18 protein-coding genes are annotated in these 21953 nt (G+C 62.3%); 5 read left to right on the plus strand and 13 right to left on the minus strand.

Annotation, left to right across the window (positions count from 1 at the left end):
* Positions 1–8 precede the first annotated feature (8 nt).
* The 6 genes from AC245Y_RS00170 to AC245Y_RS00195 form a co-directional block, all read right to left on the minus strand.
* Positions 9–509 (minus strand): GNAT family N-acetyltransferase, encoded by a 501-nt coding sequence (locus AC245Y_RS00170; RefSeq protein WP_017995865.1) that lies wholly within the window; start codon positions 507–509, stop codon positions 9–11.
* Positions 506–1168, minus strand: coding sequence for a tRNA (adenosine(37)-N6)-threonylcarbamoyltransferase complex dimerization subunit type 1 TsaB (tsaB, locus tag AC245Y_RS00175; protein WP_017995866.1), 663 nt, complete (start codon positions 1166–1168; stop codon positions 506–508). The genes AC245Y_RS00170 and tsaB overlap by 4 nt, the downstream gene beginning before the upstream one ends.
* 88 nt (positions 1169–1256) lie before the next feature.
* Positions 1257–1823: a NifU family protein gene (locus tag AC245Y_RS00180; RefSeq protein ID WP_012755783.1), complete on the minus strand. Its 567-nt coding sequence runs from the start codon at positions 1821–1823 to the stop codon at positions 1257–1259.
* A gap of 210 nt (positions 1824–2033) precedes the next feature.
* Positions 2034–2525: a universal stress protein gene (locus AC245Y_RS00185; protein WP_003544884.1), complete on the minus strand. Its 492-nt coding sequence runs from the start codon at positions 2523–2525 to the stop codon at positions 2034–2036.
* A 151-nt stretch (positions 2526–2676) separates the two neighbouring features.
* Entirely contained in the window at positions 2677–3741 is a 1065-nt protein-coding gene (gene trpS / locus AC245Y_RS00190; RefSeq protein WP_017995867.1) for a tryptophan--tRNA ligase, read from the minus strand.
* A 130-nt stretch (positions 3742–3871) separates the two neighbouring features.
* Positions 3872–4270 carry a VOC family protein gene (locus AC245Y_RS00195; protein WP_012755784.1) on the minus strand — a complete coding sequence of 133 codons (399 nt, stop codon included), beginning with the start codon at positions 4268–4270 and terminating at the stop codon, positions 3872–3874.
* 188 nt (positions 4271–4458) lie between these two features.
* Between AC245Y_RS00195 and AC245Y_RS00200 the strand changes: the two genes are divergently transcribed.
* A complete protein-coding gene (locus tag AC245Y_RS00200; RefSeq protein ID WP_017995869.1) occupies positions 4459–4887 on the plus strand; it encodes a YcbK family protein in 429 nt (142 codons plus the stop codon).
* Between the two features lie 82 nt (positions 4888–4969).
* On the opposite strand, the gene AC245Y_RS00205 is transcribed toward AC245Y_RS00200, so the two are convergent.
* Complete coding sequence (locus AC245Y_RS00205; RefSeq protein ID WP_026157552.1) at positions 4970–5563, minus strand: TetR/AcrR family transcriptional regulator; 594 nt, start codon at positions 5561–5563, stop codon at positions 4970–4972.
* A gap of 108 nt (positions 5564–5671) precedes the next feature.
* Here AC245Y_RS00205 and AC245Y_RS00210 point away from each other — a divergent pair, with 108 nt between their 5' ends.
* Both AC245Y_RS00210 and AC245Y_RS00215 read left to right on the plus strand, forming a co-directional pair.
* Positions 5672–6670 carry an NAD-dependent epimerase/dehydratase family protein gene (locus tag AC245Y_RS00210; protein ID WP_026157553.1) on the plus strand — a complete coding sequence of 333 codons (999 nt, stop codon included), beginning with the start codon at positions 5672–5674 and terminating at the stop codon, positions 6668–6670.
* Positions 6671–6718: 48 nt separating this feature from the next.
* A complete protein-coding gene (locus AC245Y_RS00215; RefSeq protein WP_017995872.1) occupies positions 6719–7123 on the plus strand; it encodes a nuclear transport factor 2 family protein in 405 nt (134 codons plus the stop codon).
* Between the two features lie 27 nt (positions 7124–7150).
* Here AC245Y_RS00215 and murJ read toward each other — a convergent pair whose 3' ends face one another.
* From murJ to mutS, 4 genes are all read right to left on the minus strand, one after another.
* Positions 7151–8731: a murein biosynthesis integral membrane protein MurJ gene (gene murJ / locus AC245Y_RS00220; RefSeq protein WP_003544894.1), complete on the minus strand. Its 1581-nt coding sequence runs from the start codon at positions 8729–8731 to the stop codon at positions 7151–7153.
* 24 nt (positions 8732–8755) lie between these two features.
* Complete coding sequence (locus AC245Y_RS00225; protein WP_017995873.1) at positions 8756–11662, minus strand: [protein-PII] uridylyltransferase; 2907 nt, start codon at positions 11660–11662, stop codon at positions 8756–8758.
* Positions 11663–11816: 154 nt separating this feature from the next.
* On the minus strand, positions 11817–12092 hold the full coding sequence (locus tag AC245Y_RS00230; protein ID WP_003544896.1) for a hypothetical protein: 276 nt from the start codon (positions 12090–12092) through the stop codon (positions 11817–11819).
* Positions 12093–12104: 12 nt separating this feature from the next.
* Entirely contained in the window at positions 12105–14831 is a 2727-nt protein-coding gene (gene mutS / locus AC245Y_RS00235; RefSeq protein WP_017995874.1) for a DNA mismatch repair protein MutS, read from the minus strand.
* Between the two features lie 113 nt (positions 14832–14944).
* Between mutS and AC245Y_RS00240 the strand changes: the two genes are divergently transcribed.
* A complete protein-coding gene (locus AC245Y_RS00240) occupies positions 14945–17230 on the plus strand; it encodes an NADP-dependent malic enzyme (RefSeq protein WP_012755791.1) in 2286 nt (761 codons plus the stop codon).
* Between the two features lie 232 nt (positions 17231–17462).
* Positions 17463–18452 (plus strand): helix-turn-helix transcriptional regulator, encoded by a 990-nt coding sequence (locus AC245Y_RS00245; protein ID WP_017995875.1) that lies wholly within the window; start codon positions 17463–17465, stop codon positions 18450–18452.
* Between the two features lie 229 nt (positions 18453–18681).
* Here the strand turns inward: AC245Y_RS00245 and olsB are convergent, their stop codons facing one another.
* Positions 18682–19557 carry a l-ornithine N(alpha)-acyltransferase gene (gene olsB / locus AC245Y_RS00250; protein ID WP_012755793.1) on the minus strand — a complete coding sequence of 292 codons (876 nt, stop codon included), beginning with the start codon at positions 19555–19557 and terminating at the stop codon, positions 18682–18684.
* Between the two features lie 108 nt (positions 19558–19665).
* Positions 19666–21948 carry a PAS domain-containing hybrid sensor histidine kinase/response regulator gene (locus tag AC245Y_RS00255; protein WP_017995876.1) on the minus strand — a complete coding sequence of 761 codons (2283 nt, stop codon included), beginning with the start codon at positions 21946–21948 and terminating at the stop codon, positions 19666–19668.
* Positions 21949–21953: the final 5 nt, after the last annotated feature.

Here is a 21953-nt window from a genome sequence, read left to right on the forward strand (position 1 = left end):
CCAGGGAACTACCGAAGAACGCGCTTCATGACAAGCGCCGTGGAGAGGGCGCCGTTTTCTTGTTTGTAATAACCCTGACGTTCGCCGACCTTTTCGAAGCCGAGCTTGCGGTAGAGGCCAAGCGCTGCCGTATTGCCGTTATCGACCTCGAGAAACATGCTCTCGCCGCCGCGCGACCGCGCTTCCCGCATCGCCGCCTGCATCAGCCGCCAGCCAAGCCCGGCACGGGCGACCTTCGCCTGCACGGCAATCGTCAGGATCTCCGCTTCGCCGGCGACATGGCGGGCAAGGATGAACCCCGGAAGCGGCTTTTTCAGGATGGCATTGGTCTGGCGCGCGACGAAGCCGAAGACGGTATCCTGCATCAGCAGGCCGTGAAATTCACCGTCGCCCCAGGGGCGGGCGAAGCGCTCGCCGTGCAGGATGGCAACATCGCGGCAATCCTCGCGCTCCATGGCGATGATCTCGAATTCCGGTTTCAGCGTCAGATAGGCTTCCAGCATCGTCATACTCGTCGCGCAATTGCGTACCCGGCCTGCGGCTTGGCATCGGGTCCGCGCAGATAAAGGGGCTTCGGCTTTCCGGAATCGGGGGAGGCGGCAGCGCCCAGGCGCGCCACGATGGAGATCGGGAATCTGTTGGTATGATCGCCGCCGGCGTCGGCCTTGAGGAGGGGCGTCGCCGAACCGGTAATCTCGCCGTCGAAGCCGGCAGCATATGCCTGCGCTTGCGCAACGCTGACTGCCCGTGGCGCGTCGAGGGGCGAACCGTCGGCTGCGAAGGACTGGAGGTAGATTTCGTCCCGCTTGGCATCCATCGCCGCCAGCACGGCGCGATGAGGCGTCTTGTCGCGCTGGGCTGATGCCATGACTTCAAGCGTGGTGATGCCAACGGCCGGCACATTCAGGGAGAGCGCAAAACCGCGGGCTGCGGCAACGCCGACACGGATCCCGGTAAAGGAGCCGGGACCGATGGTGACGGCAAGGCGGTCGACATCCGAAAGGGCCAGTCCCGCCTGATCGAGTGCGCGATCGACGATACCAATCAGATGTTCAGCATGCCCCTTGCCGATCATGTCCGATGCCTCCCCCAGCACCGTATTCCTGCCGCTGTCAAAGACGGCGGCAGCGCAGTCCACACCCGCCGTGTCGAGCGCCAGAATGATCATGCCATCAATTTCCGAATAAACCAGTGTCGCCTATCGATAAATCCGTTCGGCCGAACCCGAGATGAACGGCCGGACGAATTTAGGATTTTTAAGCGGCAATCACTTCCTGCACTTCCGGAACGAAATGCCGCAGCAGGTTCTGCACGCCGTGCTTCAGCGTTGCCGTCGAAGACGGGCAGCCGGCGCAGGAACCCTTCATGTTCAGATAGACCTTGCCGTCCTTGAAGCCGCGGAAGGTGATGTCGCCGCCGTCCTGGGCAACGGCTGGGCGCACGCGGGTTTCCAGAAGCTCCTTGATGGTCAGCACGATCGATTCATCGCCTTCGTCAAAGAATTCGTCGCCGGCATCGGCGTCTTCGGAAAGGATGGAGGCATCGCCCATGACCGGCTTGCCGGACATGAAGTGCTCCATGATCGAGCCTAATATAGCCGGCTTAAGATGTTGCCAGTCGGCATTATCCTTGGAGACGGAAATGAAATCATAGCCGAAATAGACGCCGGTGACGCCTGATATTTCGAACAGGCGGGCAGCGAGCGGCGAGGCTTGAGCCTCCTCAGTGCTGCGGAACTCGGCCGTGCCGTTTTCCATCACCACCTTGCCCGGCAGGAACTTCTGCGTGGCGGGATTCGGCGTGGCTTCGGTCTGAATGAACATCTGATTCTCCATGCGGCCGGCCCATGGTCTCGGCCGTCTTTAGAATTCTTCAAAAGAAGATAAGCCGATTGACGGCTCTAATCAAGAGACTTGTACTCAAGAAATGCTGGAACAGGATGATTTTTAGGCCCGGTCGGACTAAAATCAGAATCCTGTTCTAATCTAAATAGTTAGAGCGTGATCTCATCCGAAAACCGCTCGCATGTTTCGCTAACAGAGGGCGTCGATTTCCTCGTTGGTCAGCGTATCCGGCAGCACGGTGACCGGGATCGGAAACGCCGCCGCGCGGCCGGCGACCGAGGAGACCAGCGGCCCTGGACCTTCCTTCGCCGAACCGGCGGCCAGAACCAGGATCGCTACATCGCGGTCTTCCTCGATCACGGCATTGATCTGTTCGGCAGCACCGCCCTCGCGGATCACGACCTCAGGCTCGATGCCGATTGTCTCGCGCACGATTTGGGCGATCTTGGCAACCACCGCCTCGGCTTCCTCGCGCGCTTCGGCCCGCATGATCTCTTCGACGCCGAGCCATTGCTGGAAATCCCCATCGGGGATCACGTAGAGCAGCACTAGCCCGCCATTGGAATTCTTCGCGCGCCGGCCGGCATAATGAACGGCGCGTTGGCATTCGGGTGTGCCGTCGATCACTGCCATGAATTTGCGGCGGTGACCTTCGAGCCGTGAGAGTCGCTTCGATACCATGGCGCGGACTCTGACACCTGAAGGGGAAAATTTGCAAGTCCAGTTTTTGCCCTGGTGCCCGAGAAGAAATCCCCTTCTCCCCGGGGGAAGGCCCCCTTCTCCCCAGGGGAAGGTCCCCTTCTCCCACGGTGGAGAGAAGAGGAGATTTATCTCAATACAGGAAGCCGATGACGTCGCGCACCTGTTGCATCGTCACCTCGGCGCGGGCCCTTGCGCGTTCGCCGCCCTTGCGCAGGATCGCGTCGATATGGCTGGTATCATCCATCAGCCGGCGCATTTCGCCGGTGATCGGTGCGAGCACGTTGATCGCCAGGTCGACCAGCGCCGGCTTGAAGACGGAGAATTGCTGGCCGCCGAATTCGGCAAGCACGTCCGCCTTCGACTTGTCGGCGAGTGCGGCATAGATCGCCACCAGATTGTCGGCTTCCGGACGGCCCTGCAGCCCGTCGATCTCGCTCGGCAAGCCGTCAGGATCGGTCTTGGCCTTGCGGATCTTCTTCGAGATCGCGTCCTCGTCGTCCATCAGGTTGATGCGCGAGAGATCGGAAGGGTCCGACTTCGACATTTTCTTGGTGCCGTCGCGCAGCGACATGACGCGCGGCGCCGGCCCGCCGATCAACGGCTCGACCATCGGGAAATAGGCATGCACCGGCTCGTTGCCGACGGTGATGTCGACGCCGTAACCGGTCCTGCTGATATGCTCGGCATAGTCGAGGTTGAACTTCATCGCGATGTCGCGGGCAAGCTCCAGATGCTGCTTCTGGTCCTCACCAACAGGCACATGGGTGGCGCGATAGACGAGAATGTCGGCGGCCATCAGGCTCGGATAGGCGTAGAGCCCGAGCGAGGCCTGCTCGCGGTCCTTGCCGGCCTTGTCCTTGAACTGCGTCATCCGGTTCATCCAGCCGATGCGGGCGACGCAGTTGAAGATCCAGGCGAGTTCGGCATGCTGCGGCACGGCCGACTGATTGAAGACGATATGCTTTTCCGGATCGATGCCGGCAGCGATGAAGGCGGCGGCGATCGAGCGCGTCTGGCTCGGCATGTCCTCGTGCACGAGCTGGGCGGTGAGCGCATGCATGTCGACGACGCAGTAGATGCAGTCATTGCCTTCCTGCAGCGCCACGAACCGGCGGATCGCGCCGAGATAATTGCCGAGATGCAGATTGCCGGTCGGCTGCACGCCGGAGAATACGAGTTTCTTGAATTCGCTCATGTCGTCCTCAATAGGCTGGTGGAGGGCCCACGCTGTCACAGTTTAAATTGCTGCAGAATGCAGCAGGGCTTTGCGCCCATGTTGCTAACGCCGCGGCTTATGCACGGGCAACCGGTCGCAATCAAGGGGTTCAGGCAGCCGTGTGCTGGATCAAATCGAAAGTGTTGCCGTAGGGATCCGCAAAAACCGCCACCGTGCCGTAAACCTCGTGACGCGGCTCTTCCAGAAAGCGAACGCCGACTGCCCGCATCGCGGCATGGTCGCGGGCGAAATCGTCGGTCTTCAGAAAGAAGCCGACACGTCCGCCGGTCTGATTGCCGATGGCCGCGCGCTGCGTCTCGTCTGCCGCCTGCGCCAACAGAAAGGCGGCTCCATCCCCACCCCTCGGCTTCACCACCACCCAGCGCTTGCCCTTCGGCTGCAGCTCGTCCTGAAGGCAATCGAAACCGAGGCCATCGCAATAAAAAGCCTTGGCGCGGTCGTAATCGTCGACCACGAGAGTGACGAGGAAAAGAGACTGGATCGTCATGGGTTGCCTCGCGTTTGAGATGTTTATTCCAGTTGTGAGCGGCAATTCCCCGGATTTTAAGCCGAATTGATCAACTGCCTTACTCATAATTGAGTATAAAATTTCACAAAAAAGCTTTTTTTGAACCGAAAATCCTGCGCCTGGTGCCGGCGCCGATGGGGCTGCCGCGGTCGCCGATCGGAGAGACCATGCAGAACGCAATTTTGCTCGCCATAGCAGGCCTTTTCGCCTTTCAATCAGCAACGGGTGCCGTCGGTCAAGATATGAAAAGGCATGCCGTTCATCTTGCAAAACATCAGGCACGTCTCGCCTACACGGTCCAGACCGTCAGCGTTCGTGCCGGCTGCTTTCCAGGGCGCCTGCGAGCGGTCCTGTCGCATATTGCTGCGACGACCGGCCGACGCCCTGTGATCACCTCGGGCCACAGGCCGCATCCCCGCCGCCATGGGTCCCTACATGGAAAATGTCTGGCGGCCGATATCAGGATGCCCGGCCTGTCGGAGCGCACGATCATAGCTGCCGCAAGAAGCGCGCCGGGCATCGGCGGCATCGGCAGCTATTGCAACGGCATCATCCATGTCGACGTCGGACCGCAGCGACGATGGGTGGATTGCTGAGGAATCACCGGGTCCGCCTTTTCCCATTCTAATTTAAGGATCGCCGATTCGGTGGCGGCGAAGAGACCTGCCGCGACCAACTCTATTGGCCGCTCCGCGACGTCACCGCCACCCGCAAGAGGCGCATGAATAGTTTTGTATCGTCATCGAGGCTGGAACCGTTCCATTGCGCGTGTTTGATCCCATCCATTGCAGCCATCATGATATTGGCCAGTTGGATAGGCGAGGCCTGCAGTGGTTCGAGATCGATTTCCTTAGCTTCCGCAGCAGCATCCAGCGTCTGTGTCAGCATAGTCAATAGCCGTGTCCGCGCGTCGAGCGTGATATCCGCAGCCAAGGCCATATTGGCGGCAAACAGCTCTTCTGCATCGGGGCTGCCGCCAAAAGGGGCGATTAACTCTCGCTGAAACACTGCTATGGCCATTTCCATTCGGTCAAACGCGTTTCCCTGTCCTGCCAGAGCCGCTCCCACCTCATCCAGTGCGCGAGTATGCGCTCGCCTGGAACCGGCTCGGAAAAGCTCTTCCTTACTGTTGAAGCTCAGATAGAGCGATGCTCGCGAAATTCCTGCGGCGCGCGCAATGTCGGCCATCGAAGTCTTTCGAAAGCCGAAACGCACGAACACCGGCAGGGCAGCATCCAGAATTTGGGCGATTTTCCGATCATTCTGCATCATTTGGACAGACTGGCATTTTGTGACCATTCTGTCAAACGACGAGTAGACAAATAATGTATATCTGTCTAAGTCGATGAAGGCGCATCGGTGCGCAGTCAGGAGATACCCGTGAGTATCACGTCAGATAATTCTAATGATGCCACCGTACTGGTGACCGGCATTGGCGGATTTCTCGCAGGCCACATTGCCCTGCAGTTGCTCAAGCAGGGGTATCGGGTCAGAGGAAGCCTACGCAGCATCGGTACAAGCGCTGCGATAGTCGGTCGTCTTGGAGCGCACACCGACGGGCAACTGGAAAACCTCAGTTTGGTGCAGGCCGATCTTGACAGCGATGGCGGTTGGGCTGCGGCCGTCGAAGGATGCGACTATGTCATTCACACCGCATCACCTTTCCCGCCGGGATATTCCGAAAATGAGAATGCATTGATCCAGACAGCCCGCGATGGTGCGTTGCGCGTGCTTCGCGAGGCGCATCGGGCACGGGTCAAACGTGTTGTTCTGACATCCTCCATAGCTGCCACCAACCATGGCGACGGGCGGGCGCCCTTTACCGAAGAGAATTGGACCGACCCGGAAAGCCCGCGGGCGACGCCCTATTACAAATCTAAGACGCTCGATCTGGCCGTGATCAATCCAAGCGTCATCCTCGGGCCGTTGCTCGGGCCGAATTTCGGGACGTCTGTTGGATTGATCCACCATTTGATGACGGGACGATTCAACGGTATCCCGCGCTTTGGCTTCTCCGTCGTGGATGTGCGTGATACCGCCGATGCCCACATTCGAGCGATGACCGATCCTGCTGCCGGCGGCCAACGGTTCATCATCGGTGGACGGTTTTTCTGGCTCAAGGACCTTGTGGCCATTCTTGCCCATTCCTTTCCCGACCATGCCTCCCGCCTGCCGTCCGGCGAAGTCTCTGACGAGATCGTCAGGGTCATGGCGCAATCCGACCCCGATGCACGAACCATTGTTCATGAGCTCAATCGCGACCTCAGTGTCAGTGCGGCAAAAGCCCACCGCGTCCTCGGGTGGCGCTCACGTCCAGAAGAGCAATGCATCCGCGCCAGCGCCCAAAGCCTCATCGACTTGGGATTGGTGCCGGCCTAGCACGATGCGTAGATTCAAATAGCTTTTGCTTTCAATTGGAGAACGGACATGACAATCCCGACCGTCGACGCATTCTCGCCGGCCAATGAGGCCAACCTTCTTCGCGAGACGGAGCACGCGAGGCTGCGTGCCCTGATCAACGCCGATATTGTTCGGGCACAACAGCTTCACGCTCCAGACTTCCAGCTGATAACGCCAATCGGTGCCACGCTTTCAAAGGAAGAATATCTAGGTGCGATCGCCTCCGGGCAGATCAAATACCTGACCTGGCGGCCCGCTGACATTGCCGTGCGGCTTTATGACGGTGTCGCCGTTCTTCGGTATCGTGCTCAGCTGGAGGTTGTTTTCGGCGGCCACAAAGTCGCCCTCAACGACTACTGGCACACTGACACTTATGAGCGGCATGACGGACGATGGATGGTGGTCTGGTCCCAAGCCACAGCCATCAACTAGCCAGAGTCACGGTAGTTACGACTGGCCTCAACCGTCCTTTGCCGGCGCCGGCTTGCGGTTCAGATTACGTCGGATCATGCCGAGATTTGCCCCGCCAACCAGGAAGGCGGCGGCGAAATAGATCAGCATGGCGATCGCAATCAGCAGCCCAAGGGTGCCGATCTTGGTGAGAAGCGGCGCGCCGGAAGCAAGCGATGGCGCCCAATATTGCTTGAGGAAGACGATGGCCGCGCCCATCACGGCCGCGGCGACGATCAGCAGGGCCGTGCGCTTTGCCAGTGCCCATTCCCATGTCAGGTGGCCGCGGCGCAAAAGTGTGGCGAACAGCAGCACGGTGCTGATCCAGCCGGCGGTGGCTTCGGCAACCGCGATGCCGGGCGCGCCCATATAGGGAAAGAGGGTGAGCGCCGTGGCGCAGTTGGTCGCAACCGCGATGGCCGAAAAACGCATCGGCGTCTTGGTGTCCTCGCGGGCATAGAAACCGGGCTGCAGCGCCTTGATCAGCACGAAGGCCGGCAGGCCGATGCCGTAAATCGCCAGGATCGAGCCGACGACCGCGGTGTTTTCCTGATGGAAGGCGCCGCGCTCGTAGAGCACGCGGATGATCTCGTCGGAGAGGATCCAGAGCGCGAAGGCGGCAGGGATCGTCAGGAACAGCACGAATTCGATCGAGCGGTTCTGCAGGTTCCCGGCCTCGCGCAGGTTGCCGCCCTTCAGCGCCCGGGCCAGTTCCGGCAGAAGCACCACGCCGACGGCGACGCCGACGACCCCGAGCGGCAGCTGATAGATACGGTCGGCATATTGCAGTGCTGCGATCGCGCCGTCGCGGGACGACGCAATCGCCTGGCCGATCAGCTGATTGATCTGGGTGATGCCGCCGGTCACCGCAGCCGGCACCGCCAGGATCAGCAGCCGCTTGACATTGGGCGTCATCTTCGGGAAGCGGAAGCCGATGCTCATACCGGCCGCAAGTACGCCGACATAGACGACGGCAAGCTGCAGCACGCCGGCGGCAAGAACGCCCCAGGAGAGATACCAGGCGGTCGCCAGCGGATCGGCGCCGGTATAGAGCGCATAAAACAGCGCCCCGATCATCACCACGTTGAGGAAGACGGGCGCGATGGCGGCGGCGAAGAAATGATGCAGCGAATTCAGCATGCCGCTCATCATTGCCGTTAGCGACATGCACATCAGATAGGGAAACATCACCGCCGCCATGCGGATCGTGATCGAGAATTTTTCGGGATCGTCGGCAAAGCCCGGCGCGATGACGAAGCGCACCAAGAGCGGCATGGCAAGCTCCATCACGATGGTGATGAGGAGCAGCACCGAAAACAGCACGCCGAAGACCTCTTCCGAAAAGCGCTTGGCGCCATCCGTGCCGTTCGCCTCGATCTCCTTGGCAAAGAGCGGCACGAAGGCGGCGTTGAAGGCGCCCTCGGCAAACAGCCGGCGGAAGAGATTCGGAAAGCGGAAGGCGGCGTAGAAGACGTCGGCCATCGGTCCGGTGCCGAGGGCCGCAGCCATCAACGTTTCACGGGCGAAGCCGAAAATGCGGCTGCCGAGGGTGGCGCCGCCGACGGTCGCGAATTTCTTGACGAGGCTCATGCGTGGGGGCTCATGCGTTCAGGCTCATATGGGGGAACCGGCCTTCTTTTCGCTGGCGGGCGGGGTCCGGGCGGTGGCGGCGGGTGCGATGATGCCGGAGGGCATGCGCTCGCGCAGCTCGTCTTCTTCCTCGGCCATGACGGCCTTCATCCGGGCGGTGATGTTGGCGCGCTTGCTGTCGCCGGATATTTTCTGGCCGACCAGATCGGTGACGTAGAAGGTGTCGATCACTTTCTCGCCGAAGGTGGTGATGCGGGCCGACTGGATGTCGAGCGACAGGTCGGACAGCACGGCGGTGATCTCCGACAGCAGTCCCGGCCGGTCGAGGCATTCGACCTCGATGACCGTGAACTTGTTCGACAGGCTGTTGGTGATGTTGACCGACGGCGGGATGACGAAAGCCTTGCTCTTCTTGCGATTGCGCGCGCGTGTGGCGATGACCTCCGGCAGCCGCTTGCGCCCGGACAGCACGTCTTCGATCATCCGGCCGATCGTCGCGGCCCGGCGCAGTTCGTCGGCATCGTCGGTAAATTCGCGGCTGACATGGATCGTGTCGAGCGCCCGCCCGTCCGATGTCGTGAAGATCTGCGCATCGACGATGTTGGCCCCGGCCGCAGCACAAGCGCCGGCAATGACGGCGAGCAGTCGCGGATGGTCGGGCGACAGTACGGTGATCTCGGTGATCGCGTGGAAACTGTCGGTGCGCACCGTGGTGGCGAGCGCCTGACCCGCTTTATCAGACTGGCGGATGAAATGGGCGTGACGGATCTGGTCTTCCAGCGGCACGGAGAGCAAATAGGGCTGGTAGTGCAGCTTGGTATAGGTATTGCGATCCTTCTGGCTCCAGTCGGCGAGTGCCGAATGCAGCGCCTCGGCAGCAGCATTGGCGCGTTCCTTGCGGGAGACCTCCGAAAAGCCGCCGGCGAGCAGCAGCTCGGTTTCATAATAGAGCGTGCGCAGAAGCTGGCCTTTCCAGCCGTTCCACACACCGGGACCGACGGCGCGGATATCGCAGATCGTCAGGATCAACAGCATCTTCAGCCGGTCGAGCGACTGCACGCGGTCGGCGAAATCGGTGATGGTCTTGCGGTCGGTGAGGTCGCGGGTCTGCGCCACCATCGACATGGTCAGATGTTCTTCGATCAGCCAGACGACGATTTCCGTCTGCTTCTGCGACAGGCCGAAGCGGGCGCAGAGCTTGCGGGCGACGCGGGCGCCGGCAATCGAATGATCCTCCTGGCGGCCCTTGGCGATGTCGTGGAGGAGAACGGCGACATAGAGCCCCTCGCGGTCCTCGATGCCGGGCATCAGCTTGTTGGCGAGCGGATGCAGATCCTCGGCGCGCCCCTTGTCGATCTCGGAGAGAATGTCGACGGTGCGGATCAGATGTTCGTCGACCGTATAGTGATGATACATGTTGAACTGCATCATCGCGACGATCTTGCCGAATTCGGGGATGAAGCGGCCGAGCACGCCGGCCTCGTTCATCCGGCGCAGGATGAGCGCCGGATCACGCTTCGACGTCAGGATCGACATGAACAGCCGGTTGGCCTCGTCGTTTTCCCGCAGGCTGGTGTCGATCAGGGCGAGTGAGCGGGTAACGCGTTTCAGCGCGTCCGGATGGAATTCCAGCCCATTGATGTCGGCGACGTGGAAGAGCCGGATGATGTTGACCGGATCGCGCTTGAAGACCTCGGGGTCGGCGAGCGCAATGCGGCCGCGGTCTTCGACGAATTCGACGCTGCCGGCGATCTTGCGGTTGCGATGGGTGAAGCGGCTGATGACGCCGGTGAGGCCCGGGATCGACTTCGCCTGCTGGTCTTCAAGCGCGGCGCAAAGGATGCGCGTGAGATCGCCGACATCCTTGGCGACGAGGAAATAGTGTTTCATGAAGCGCTCGACGGCCGAAAGGCCCGGGCGGGTGTGATAGCCGAAGGCTTCGGCGATCTCGCGTTGGATATCGAACGACAGACGTTCCTCGGCCTTGCCGGTCAGGAAATGCATATGGCAGCGCACCGCCCAGAGAAAGTCGTCGGCTTTCTCAAGCAGGCGGTACTCGTGCTTGGACAGCACGCCGAGCTTGATCAGTTCCGCCTGGTCGCGCACGTGATAATAATATTTCGAGATCCAGAACAGCGTGTGCAGGTCGCGGAGCCCGCCTTTGCCTTCCTTGACGTTCGGCTCGACGAGATAACGCGTGTCGCCCGCCTTGCGGTGGCGCTCGTCGCGCTCGGCAAGCTTGGCGGCGATGAATTCCGGCCCGGTGCCGGTGACGATCTCCTTGTCGAAGCGGGACTCGAGCTCGGTTTCCAGCCGCTGCAGGCCGCAGATGTAGCGCATCTCCAGGATGGCGGTGCGGATCGTCATGTCGGACTTGGAAAGCGCAATGCATTCCTCCACCGTGCGGGTGGCGTGACCGACCTTGAAGCCCATGTCCCAGAGCACGTAGAGCATGAATTCGACCGCTTTGTGCGTCTCTTCCGCCGGCCTCGGCAGAAAGAGAAACAGCAGGTCGATATCGGAGCCCGGCGCCAGCGTGTCGCGGCCGTAGCCGCCGACGGCGGTGACCGCGAACTTGTCCTTCTGCTGCGGAAAGATATGGGCGGTGGCGAAATTGTAGAGGACGGTGGTGATCTGATCCTGCAGCCAGGAAATCCGGTAGGCGCAATTGAGCCCGCCGCCGTCGGCCATCAGTGCCTCGCGCGCCTTCTGCCGGCCTTCGGTGCTCGCCTTCTTCAGCACCGCCAGAAGATCGGCGCGCAGGACGTCGGGCCGGTTGCGGTTGGCCTCGGCAACGGCGTCACACTGCTTCTGCAAGAGCTCGACGTCGAGGATATTGGAGAAATCGAGGTCGCGCATCGCTATCGCCGGGGCGGTTTCCTGTTCATGCCGGACTGCCGGTTCACGGCCTGCCGCTTGTTTCGTCTGCATGCGCTATAGCCCCTTTGCCCGGCGATTGACACGGGCCTTCATACTGCAAGAACGTTTAAATTTGGCGAAATGGTGTTGGTTCGCCGCAAGAGGCGACGGCGCTTTGACGCAAGGGCGCGGGCTTTCCCGGAATCCTCAGGCTTTCCCGGAATCGTCAGCCGGCGGCCCGCGCATTCAGCAAATGCAGCACCTGCCGTGTCTCGCGCATGATCTCCTCGAGCGCCTGCCTGTCGCATTCGCGATAGCCGGCCTTGGCAATCGAGGTGCCGAGCTCCGAGATCACAGCGCAGCAGCGGGTGATTTTCAGCATGCCGATCGGCGACGTCCAGCCGCGCGCGTTGCGGTCCTTATCGGCGCGCCGCATCGTATCGAGCATGGAGCAGATGAGCGAGAGGCGCTCGGTTTCGCGAACCAGTTTTTCCATGAACATGGCGCGCTACTCCTATTTCAACTTCTTCTTGAGGTCGTAAAGCGCATCCATTGCCTCGCGCGGTGTCATGTCGTCAAGGCTCATCGCCTTCAGTGCCTCCTCGACCTTGGAGGTCCCGCGGGCCGTTTCCTCGCGGCGCACCGCCACCTGGAAGAGCGGCAGGTCGTCAATCAGCTGGCTCGCCGGGTTCTTGCGGTCGGCATCTTCCAGGCGGGTAAGCACGTCGCGGGCGCGTGCCACGACCGAGGCTGGAAGTCCGGCAAGGCGCGCGACCTGGATGCCGTAGGAGCGGTCTGCCGCACCCGGACCGACCTCGTGCAGGAAAATGACGTCGCCGTCCCATTCCTTGACGCGCATCGTCGCGTTCGATAGCCGGCCAAGCTTTTCCGAAAGCACGGTCAATTCGTGGAAATGCGTGGCGAAGAGGCCGCGGCAGCGATTGGCCTCATGCAGGTGCTCGACGGCGGCCCAGGCGATCGACAGGCCGTCGAACGTCGCGGTGCCGCGGCCGATCTCGTCGAGGATGACGAGGGAACGGTCGCTCGCCTGGTTGAGGATCGCCGCCGTCTCCACCATCTCGACCATGAAGGTGGAGCGGCCGCGCGCCAGATCGTCGGAGGCGCCGACGCGCGAGAAAAGCCGGTCGACGATGCCGATATGGGCCGATGCCGCCGGCACGAAGGAGCCCATCTGCGCCAGGATTGATATCAGCGCGTTCTGGCGCAGGAAGGTCGACTTGCCGCCCATGTTCGGGCCGGTCAGCAGCCAGATTGCCCCGTCGCGGTCGCCGGTCCTCGGCGACAGATCGCAATGATTGGCGACGAAGGGGCCGCCCGCCTGCCGCCGCAGCGCCTGCTCGACCACAGGATGGCGCCCGCCCTCGATGGCAAACATCTTCGAGCCGTCGACCTGCGGGCGGCAATAGGCCTGCTCCTCGGCGAGAAGCGCCAGGCCTGCGGCGACGTCGATGACGGCAAGCGCCCGGGCGCCCGACTTGATCGCCTCGGCTTCCGCAACGACGGCCGCCGTCATCCTGTCGAAGGCTTCGAGTTCGATCGTCAGCGCCTGGTCGGCGGCATTGGCGATGCGGCTTTCGAGGTCGGCAAGTTCGGTCGTGGTGAAGCGCATGGCGTTCGCCATCGTCTGGCGGTGGATGAAGCGGGCCTTCGCCTCCGCCGTCTCCGTCATTGGCGAGGCATTGCCGGCGGTCACTTCGATGAAATAGCCGAGGACGTTGTTGTGCTTGATCTTCAGCGACCGGATGCCGGTCTCCTCGGCATATTGCAATTGCAGGCCGGCGATGACGCGGCGCGACTGGTCGCGCAGTGCCCGGACCTCGTCGAGCTCGGCGCTGGCGCCGTCGCGGAGAAAACCGCCGTCGCGTTTCAACAGCGGCAATTCCTCGGCGAGCGTTTCGGCAAGCAGCTTTTCCACTGCCGCGGGAAGGGCCTGCAGCCCGGATAGCGCCTGGCCGAGTTCTTCGGGCAGCATCGCCTTGCCGAGCATCGCCGCAAGTCCGCCCGCCGCTTCGAGGCCCTGGCGGATCGCCCAGAGATCGCGCGGGCCGCCGCGGTCGAGCGCCAGGCGCGAGAGGGCGCGCGGCATGTCGGGCACATGTTTCAGCGTGTCGCGCAGATTGCCGCAAAGCAGGGGTTCGTCGATCAGGAAACCGATCGAATCGAGCCGCGCATTGATGCGGGCCGGGTCGGTCAGCGGCGACATCAGCCGTTCGGCAAGAAGCCTTGCGCCGCCGCCGGTGACGGTGCGGTCGATTGCCTTCAACAGCGAACCGTTGCGATCGCCGGAAAGCGTGCGGGCAAGCTCCAGATTGGCGCGGGTGGCGGGATCGATGAACAGCGTCGAGGCTGCACTTTCCCGTTCCGGTTTTCCAAGCGGCGGCCGCTCGGCAATCTGCGTCTTCTCGACATAGGCGACGGCGGCCGCGGCCGCTGCCAGCTCGGCGCGTGAGAAGGTGCCGAAGCCGTCCAGCGTCGCGACGCCGAAATACCGCGCGATCCGGCCTTCGGCGCTGGCGCTGTCGAAGAGCACGGAAGGCTGCGGCACGGCTGTCCGGCCGAGCACGTCGAAGACCGGTTTGAGTTCGGGATCGTGGAAGATCGTGTCGGGAAGGATGAGCTCACGCGGATCGATGCGCAGGATATCGGCAAGCAGGCGCGAGGCTTCGGTCTCGGCAAGCCGGAAGACGCCGGTGGAAATATCGATCCAGGCAAGCGCCAGCAAAGCCTCGCCGCTGGCGCGAATGCGGGTCAGCGCCATCAAATAGTTGGATTCCGAGGGCGAAAGCAGCTTTTCCTCGGTGATCGTGCCTGGAGTGACGAGGCGGACGACGTCACGCTTGACGACGGATTTCGCGCCGCGTTTTTTTGCTTCGGCCGGATCTTCGATCTGCTCGCAGACGGCGACGCGGAAGCCGAGCGAAATCAGCTTCTGCAGATAATCGTCGGCCGCATGCACCGGAACCCCGCACATCGGGATATCCTGGCCCATGTGCTGGCCGCGCTTCGTCAGCGTGATACCGAGCGCGCGTGAGGCTTCCAGCGCATCCTCGAAGAACAGCTCGTAGAAATCGCCCATGCGATAGAACAGCAGCGAACCCGGATTGTTCGCCTTGATCTCGATAAATTGCTCCATCATCGGCGTCGCCGAGGCACGGCTTTCCGCCGTGGCGAGCTCGGCAGCCGAAAAGGCTTCATTCCCTGTGTCTATTCGTGCGTTCACGGAGGTGGAGTTTTTCCCAAAAAAACAGGTGCCAACCCTATCCGCGCGCCGCTATAGATGACAACAGCATTTGAGGAAGAGCAAAGCGTCGCCCACAGGACGTTGGAGGATTTATGCCCGATATCGATAAGAAGGACCGGCCGGTGACCTCGGTTACCGACCAGGAGGCGCTCGATTTTCACGCAATGGGCCGGCCCGGCAAGCTGGAGATCAACCCGACCAAGCCGATGGCGACGCAGCGTGACCTCTCGCTTGCCTATTCGCCGGGTGTTGCCGTGCCTGTGAAGGCAATCGCCGCCGATCCACAGACCGCCTATGATTATACGGCGCGCGGCAATATGGTTGCCGTCATTTCCAACGGCACGGCGATCCTCGGCCTTGGCAATCTCGGCGCGCTGGCGTCCAAGCCCGTCATGGAGGGCAAGGCGGTGCTGTTCAAGCGCTTCGCCGACGTCGATTCCATCGACCTCGAAATCGATACGGAAAATGTCGACGAGTTCATCAACTGCGTGCGCTTCCTCGGTCCTTCCTTCGGCGGCATCAACCTTGAGGATATCAAGGCGCCGGATTGTTTCGTCATCGAAAGCCGGCTGCGCGAGTTGATGGACATTCCGGTGTTCCATGACGACCAGCATGGAACGGCGATCATCGCCGCCGCCGGCCTGATTAACGCGCTGGAGCTGACCGGCCGCGACCTGAAGACGACGAAGCTCGTCTGCAACGGCGCGGGTGCTGCGGCGATCGCCTGCGTCGAACTCATCAAGGCGATGGGTTTTGCGCCCGAGAACGTCATCCTCTGCGATACCAAGGGTGTCATCTACCAGGGCCGCACCGAGGGCATGAACCAATGGAAATCGGCGCATGCGGCAAAGACCGACACGCGCACGCTGGAAGAGGCGATGAAAGGCGCGGACGTCGTTTTCGGCTTGTCGCAGCAGGGCGCGTTTTCGGCCAAGATGATCCGCTCGATGGCGGAGCGGCCTATCATCTTCGCTATGGCCAATCCCGATCCCGAGATCACCCCGGAAGAGGTGGCCCGCATCCGCGACGACGCCATCATGGCGACGGGCCGTTCGGACTATCCGAACCAGGTCAACAACGTCCTCGGCTTTCCCTATATCTTCCGCGGCGCTCTCGATGTCAGAGCCTCGACCATCAACGATGCGATGAAGATCGCCGCCGTCAATGCGCTGGCAAACCTTGCCCGCGAGGACGTTCCGGATGACGTGGTCGCCGCCTATCAGGGCAACCGGCCGCGTTTCGGCTCGCAATACATCATCCCCGTTCCCTTCGATCCCAGGCTGATCTCGGCGATCCCGGTCGCGGTCGCGCAAGCCGCGATCGAAAGCGGCGTCGCCCGCAAGGTCATCACCGACATGGCCGGTTATGCCCGCGAGCTTTCGGCGCGCCGCGATCCGATCGCCTCGACGCTTGCCAGCCTCTATGAGCGCGTCCGCCGCCGTCCGAAGCGCATCGTCTTTGCCGAGGCCGAGGAAGAACAGGTCCTGCGTGCGGCGATGTCCTACGCCAACCAGCAGCTCGGCACCGCCATCCTGCTCGGCCGCGAGGACCTGATCCGGGCGACGGCCGAACGCGCCGGCATCGATCTCAACCGGCCGGGCCTCGAAATCGTCAATGCCCGGCTTTCGACCCGGGTCGAGGCCTATATCGACTATCTCTATGCCCGGCTGCAGCGGCACGGTTATCTCCACCGCGACGCCCAGCGGCTGATCCATAACGACCGCAACCACTTCGCCGCCACCATGGTGGCGCTCGGCGATGCCGACGGCATGGTGACGGGCATTACCCGAAACTATTCGACGGCGCTCGAAGATGTGCGCCGCTGCATCGACGAGAAGCCGGGCCACCGCGTCATCGGCGTGTCGCTGGCGCTCTGCCGCGGCCGCACGGTCTTCGTTGCCGATACGGCGGTGCACGACATGCCGACGGCCGAAGAGCTTGCCGATATCGCCGAAGAGGCCGCGGGTCTCGCGCGGCGCATGGGTTATCCGCCGCGTGTCGCCTTGCTGGCTTATTCCACCTTCGGCCATCCCTCGGGCGAACGCTCCGAGCGGGTGCGCGAGGCGGTGAAGATCCTCGACAAGCGCCGCGTCGATTTCGAATATGACGGCGAGATGGCGGCCGATGTCGCCCTGAACCGCAAGGTGATGGAGCAATATCCCTTTTGCCGCCTCTCCGGCCCGGCCAACGTCCTCGTCATGCCGGCCTTCCACTCGGCCTCGATCTCGACCAAGATGCTGCAGGAGCTCGGCGGCTCCACGGTGATCGGCCCGATCCTCGTCGGCCTCGACAAGCCGGTGCAAATCACCTCGATGGGCGCCAAGGACAGCGACATCGTCAACATGGCGGCGATCGCCGCCTACGGGGCGGGTTCGTAAACTCCTCCGGCCCACATTATGAGACGGCATTCCGTGCCCGGCCGACTGCCCGTCGGCCGGGCATAAGTTTTCGTGCGCCGTCGCGATGAAGGCTGCTCTTCCGATAAGTCATACTTTTGATACAATAGGCCTATAGGGCGGCATAAATTTGCCCGCAGGGACATTGAAAAAACTGCGGGCAATCGATGCGGTTTCGCAGCTCAGTTGTTTAATATCAGCCGGTTGGTTCCCCATGCCAGAAAATGCATCCGCCAATTTCACCCCCCGATTTCAGGGGGCAACTTTCGACGATATGGTCGGGGCTCTGACCAAGGGGTTTGGTTCGTTCGACGCATGGCGCGATGGTCGAGACAAACCGCTCGACTGGAAGGTCGGGTTTTGGGGTGATGAAAGCTTGTCGCTGGTCAGCAACCAGGATTCCGGCGGCTGGGGTGCAAGAACGGCCCATGGAACGCCGGAAACTCTGGCAATCATCGTTCCACGCACTGGTGCTCTCGATGTAACGCTTGGTCGGTCTGTGATCGAAGGGACACCTGGGCGGCTGCTGTTGGCGAACAATCTTGAGCCGGAACGGATTTCCGTGCGAGCAGCGCCGCACCGGTCAGACACACTGAGTCTGAGCTGGACAATCATCGCTCAGACCGTTGCCTCCGTATTGGAGACCCCCCTGATCGGGGCAATGGACTTGGCACCGGTCATTGATCTTTCCACGGCGGCGGGCCGGTTGATCGGCAGTCTCGCCCAAACGATCATCATCGGCATGCGCAACAACGGGCCGCTCCTTGCCTCGCCAATCGCCATGTTGAACCTGACCCAGGCGTTTGCCGATCTGCTGGTGCGCTCGGTTCCTCATCGGCTCTCGCATCTTCTCGACAGGAAAATCCATCTGATCGCACCCCGGCATGTCCGTCGGGCAATTGAATTCATGCATGCAAACATCGCACAGCCGTTGACGATGCAGAGTGTCGCGGAGGCGGCAGGCATTTCCATTCGCGCTCTTGAAAGCGGTTTTCGTGCCTTCAAGGGAACCACACCGGCTGCCTACCTCAGGACGATCCGCTTGCAAGCGGTACGGGAGGATCTGCGCGATCCTTCAAACCGGCAGCCGTTGCGGGACATCTGCTTGAAGTGGGGATTCTTTCACTTTGGCCGCTTTGCGGCAACCTATCGGGCGGCGTATGGAGAGAACCCGTCGGACACCAGAAGGCGATCCGATCACTAGAGCCTTTCCGGGTTAGATTGAAGCATTCTGTTGGCTCAAACGGAGTCGGATGGTCGACCGGCCGGCGCGCGTCGTAGCCCAGCTCTACGGCCAAGCCGGCCGGTCGATCAGCCGGCCCGTTTCAGCCAACCCGAAGGGCCGGGCATCTTTCCGCCAGGATCAGAGGGCACGCCATCGGAGAGGCTGGAATTGGCTTTTCACAGGCAGATGATCGTCTGCGCAAATTAAATTAGCTCGCGAAGCGGCCGGCATCGGCGCCGTAATAATTCAGGTAACGGTCCGAGATGCTGGAGATCGGCAGCACGATCAGCACGTCGGTCGTGTTGAAGGCATGATCGATGACCGCGCTGGAGCCGACCATCGCGCCGAGGCGGAGATAGCCCTTGATCAGCGGCGGCAGAGCCATCAGCGCCCGCTTCGGGTTGATGGCTTCGACCGGCATCAGGTCCATGTTGCGGGCCAGATGCGGCAGCGCCCCGATGGCCCATTCGTTCTTCGCCAGCACATTGTGGTAGAGGAAGGACAGTGCCAGCGCGTGGCTTTCGAGATAGACGCCGGGGAACGAGGCGCAGCCGAACATGGCGCTGACGCCGTGTTTCAGCGCATAGGCCCAGTTGCCCTGCCACAGGAGCTCGACGGTGCGCTTGGTGCGGTATTCCGGCAGCACGCAGGAGCGGCCGAGTTCCATGAAGCGCTTGTCCGGGTGTTTGGCGATGAGGCCCTCGATTTCGAATTCGGAAGCCGAGTAAAAACCGCCATTGGCGATGGCGACATCTTGACGCAACAGCCTGTAGGTGCCGACGATCTGGTCTTCCGGGTCGCCCTCGATCGAGCGGTCGAGAACCAGAAGATGGTCGCAGACAGCGTCATAGGCGTCGACGTCGCGCTGTCGGCGCATCGCATCCAGCGGCAGCTGCGCCTTCATTTCGTCGACGAAGACGCGGTAGCGCACGGCCTGGGCGGCATCGATCTCGCGTGCCGTGCGGGCAAGGCGGGTCTCCAGATTGCCGATGCGGCCGAGGATATCGCCGTCCTTCTGCACAGCCGTCGAGGGCGGTGCAGCCTCCGCGGTGGTGTCACGATTCAGGATGTCGATGGCGGACATGACGATTCTCCCGTTGCCGGCTTATCGACGCCATAAAACACTTCTCTACGACAGGAAAGTGACATTTTGAATTTCCAGGCGCAAGAAACATGCCGGTTCCCGAGGCGCTCACCGCGCCTCTGCCCGGCGGGCGGAAAGGGCGGCAACCGCCTGAACTTCGGTCAGCAGCCGCACCGGATCGACCGGCTTTACCATGACGCGGTTGGCGCCGTTGAGCAAGACCTGGCGGCGCGATTCGTCGCTCTTGTCGGCCGTCAGCACGATCACCGGCACCGAGGCGAGATCGAGCCGCCGCTCGTGGCCGCGCAGGCGTCCGAGCATGTCGATGCCGTTGCCGCCAGGCATCGAGAGGTCGCTGATGATGATATCGGGCCGGGCATTGGCCTCGCAGAGCGCGTAGTCGAGCAGGGTCTCGAAATCCTCGACATGGCGCACCTTATGCCCGCCCTTTTCCAGGACGACGCGCACCAGCATGGCATTGATCGGATCGTCCTCGCCGAGCAGGATGCTGAGCCCGCTGGCGGCAACCAGCGTCTCCGCCACCGAAAGGCCGAAGCCCGGCTGGTTGTCGTTCAGCGCGTCGCGCTTCTCCATGCCGCGCATGCGCCCGCGCAGCACGTCGATCAGCGACTGTTCGCGCAGCGGCCGGATTAGCCAGGCATCGAAGAGGTCGAGCGGATGGGCGCTGCGCTCTTCCGGATTGACGAGCAGGACCTTGCGCAGGCCAAGGGCGGCGATTTCGGCGCGATCGGCAAGATGGGCGGAAAATTCCGCCGACATGCGATGGTCGATGATGATATCGGTCGGCCTCCGCCCGCTCTTTGCCAGCTCGAGCAGCGTTGCCCGCGCCGTCTCGCCGTCGCCGACAAGATGGCAGAGGCCGCCGAGCGTGGTGATCGTTTCGGCGATGGCGGTGCGCGCCGCACCTGCCGGCGCCAGCAGCACGACGCTGTTGCCTGAAAGCAGCGTGTTTCGCCGGTCGGGGCGCTCGCTGTCGATATCGACAGGGAAGCGGATGGTGAATTCGCTGCCTCGGCCCTTTTCGCTGGCAACCGTCAGCGCGCCGTTGAATTCGCGCATGATGCGGGCGGAGATGGCAAGGCCGAGGCCGGTCCCGCTGCTCTTGTCGACAACGCTCCCGCCCTGCTCGAACTCGCCGAAGACGCGCGCCTGCTCCTCCGTCGTCATGCCGGGACCGCTATCGGTCACGGTGATCGAGAGGTCGTCGTCGTCGAGCGACACGCGGATGAAGACGCCGCCAACCTGGGTGAACTTCACGGCATTGCCGATGACGTTGAACAGAACCTGGCGCAGCCGCGCCGGGTCGAAGCTCATATTTTCGGGCACGTCGGAGGACACGGTGGCGCCGATCTCGATACCCTTTTCATGCGCCCGGTGGGCGAGCATCTCGACGACGCTTTCCAGAAGCTTGCGCAGCGATTCCGAGCGCGGGTGCAGCGCGAAGCGGCCGACTTCGATGGTGGAGAAATCGAGCAGATCCTCGACGAGCTGCGTCAATGCATGGCCGGACTGGCGGATGTTCGCGAGATAGTTCTGCTGCTCCTGCGTCAACCGCGTCTCCGCGATCAGATGCGTCATGCCGAGGATGCCTGAAAGCGGCGTGCGCACCTCGTGGCTGACGGTGGCAAGCAGCCTCGATTTGGCGGCGCTGTTATATTCGGCCTTCTGGCGGGCTTCCTCGCGGCCCTGCGCGATCAGCCGCTCGTCGGTCACGTCGCGGGCAACGCTTTGCAGCAGCAGGCGGCCGTTCGCCGGGTCGCGGGTAACGACGTCACGCCAGAGGAAGATGCGCTGGCCTTCCGGCGTCGAGATCTCGACATCGTAGCAATGCGGTATCGGACCGGGGCGGAAGGCAAGGCCGATCTCCTCGCAGGTTTTTCCTTCCGGACGCAGCCGCCCGGTCAGGCGGCGAAACGTGTCATTGGCGGAGATGATGCGCCGGTCCATGGTGCGGCTGACCGTGATGTCGCCGAGCACGTCGTGCACGTCGGCAAACAGCTTTGCGCCGCCATTCTCATCCGGCATGGATTGACCGGGGCGCTGCCCGGCCTTGCGCGAGCGAACCATCAGCAGGGCATAACTGGCGATGACGGCCAGGCCAAGGACGACGAGACCGCCCGAAAGCAGCAGCGGATCGCCGGCATGGGCAAGCAGCATCAGGATCGTTGCGGCAAGAAGGCCGGCGCCGCCGAGCCAGTAGAACAGCAGGCGCCGTGTCGGTGCAGGTCCGTCCTGGCGGTCATCGGCGCCCCGGGGTGCCGGTGCGTTCGGTCGTGCGAAGACCGCCTCCATCCGCTTCTCATGCGGCTTGGCGGCGGGTCCACCGAAGGCGGCGGACAATCTTTCCTGCAACTGTCCCAGGTTCTGCATGCTAT

It is taken from the genome of Rhizobium sp. SRDI943 (assembly GCF_057653695.1).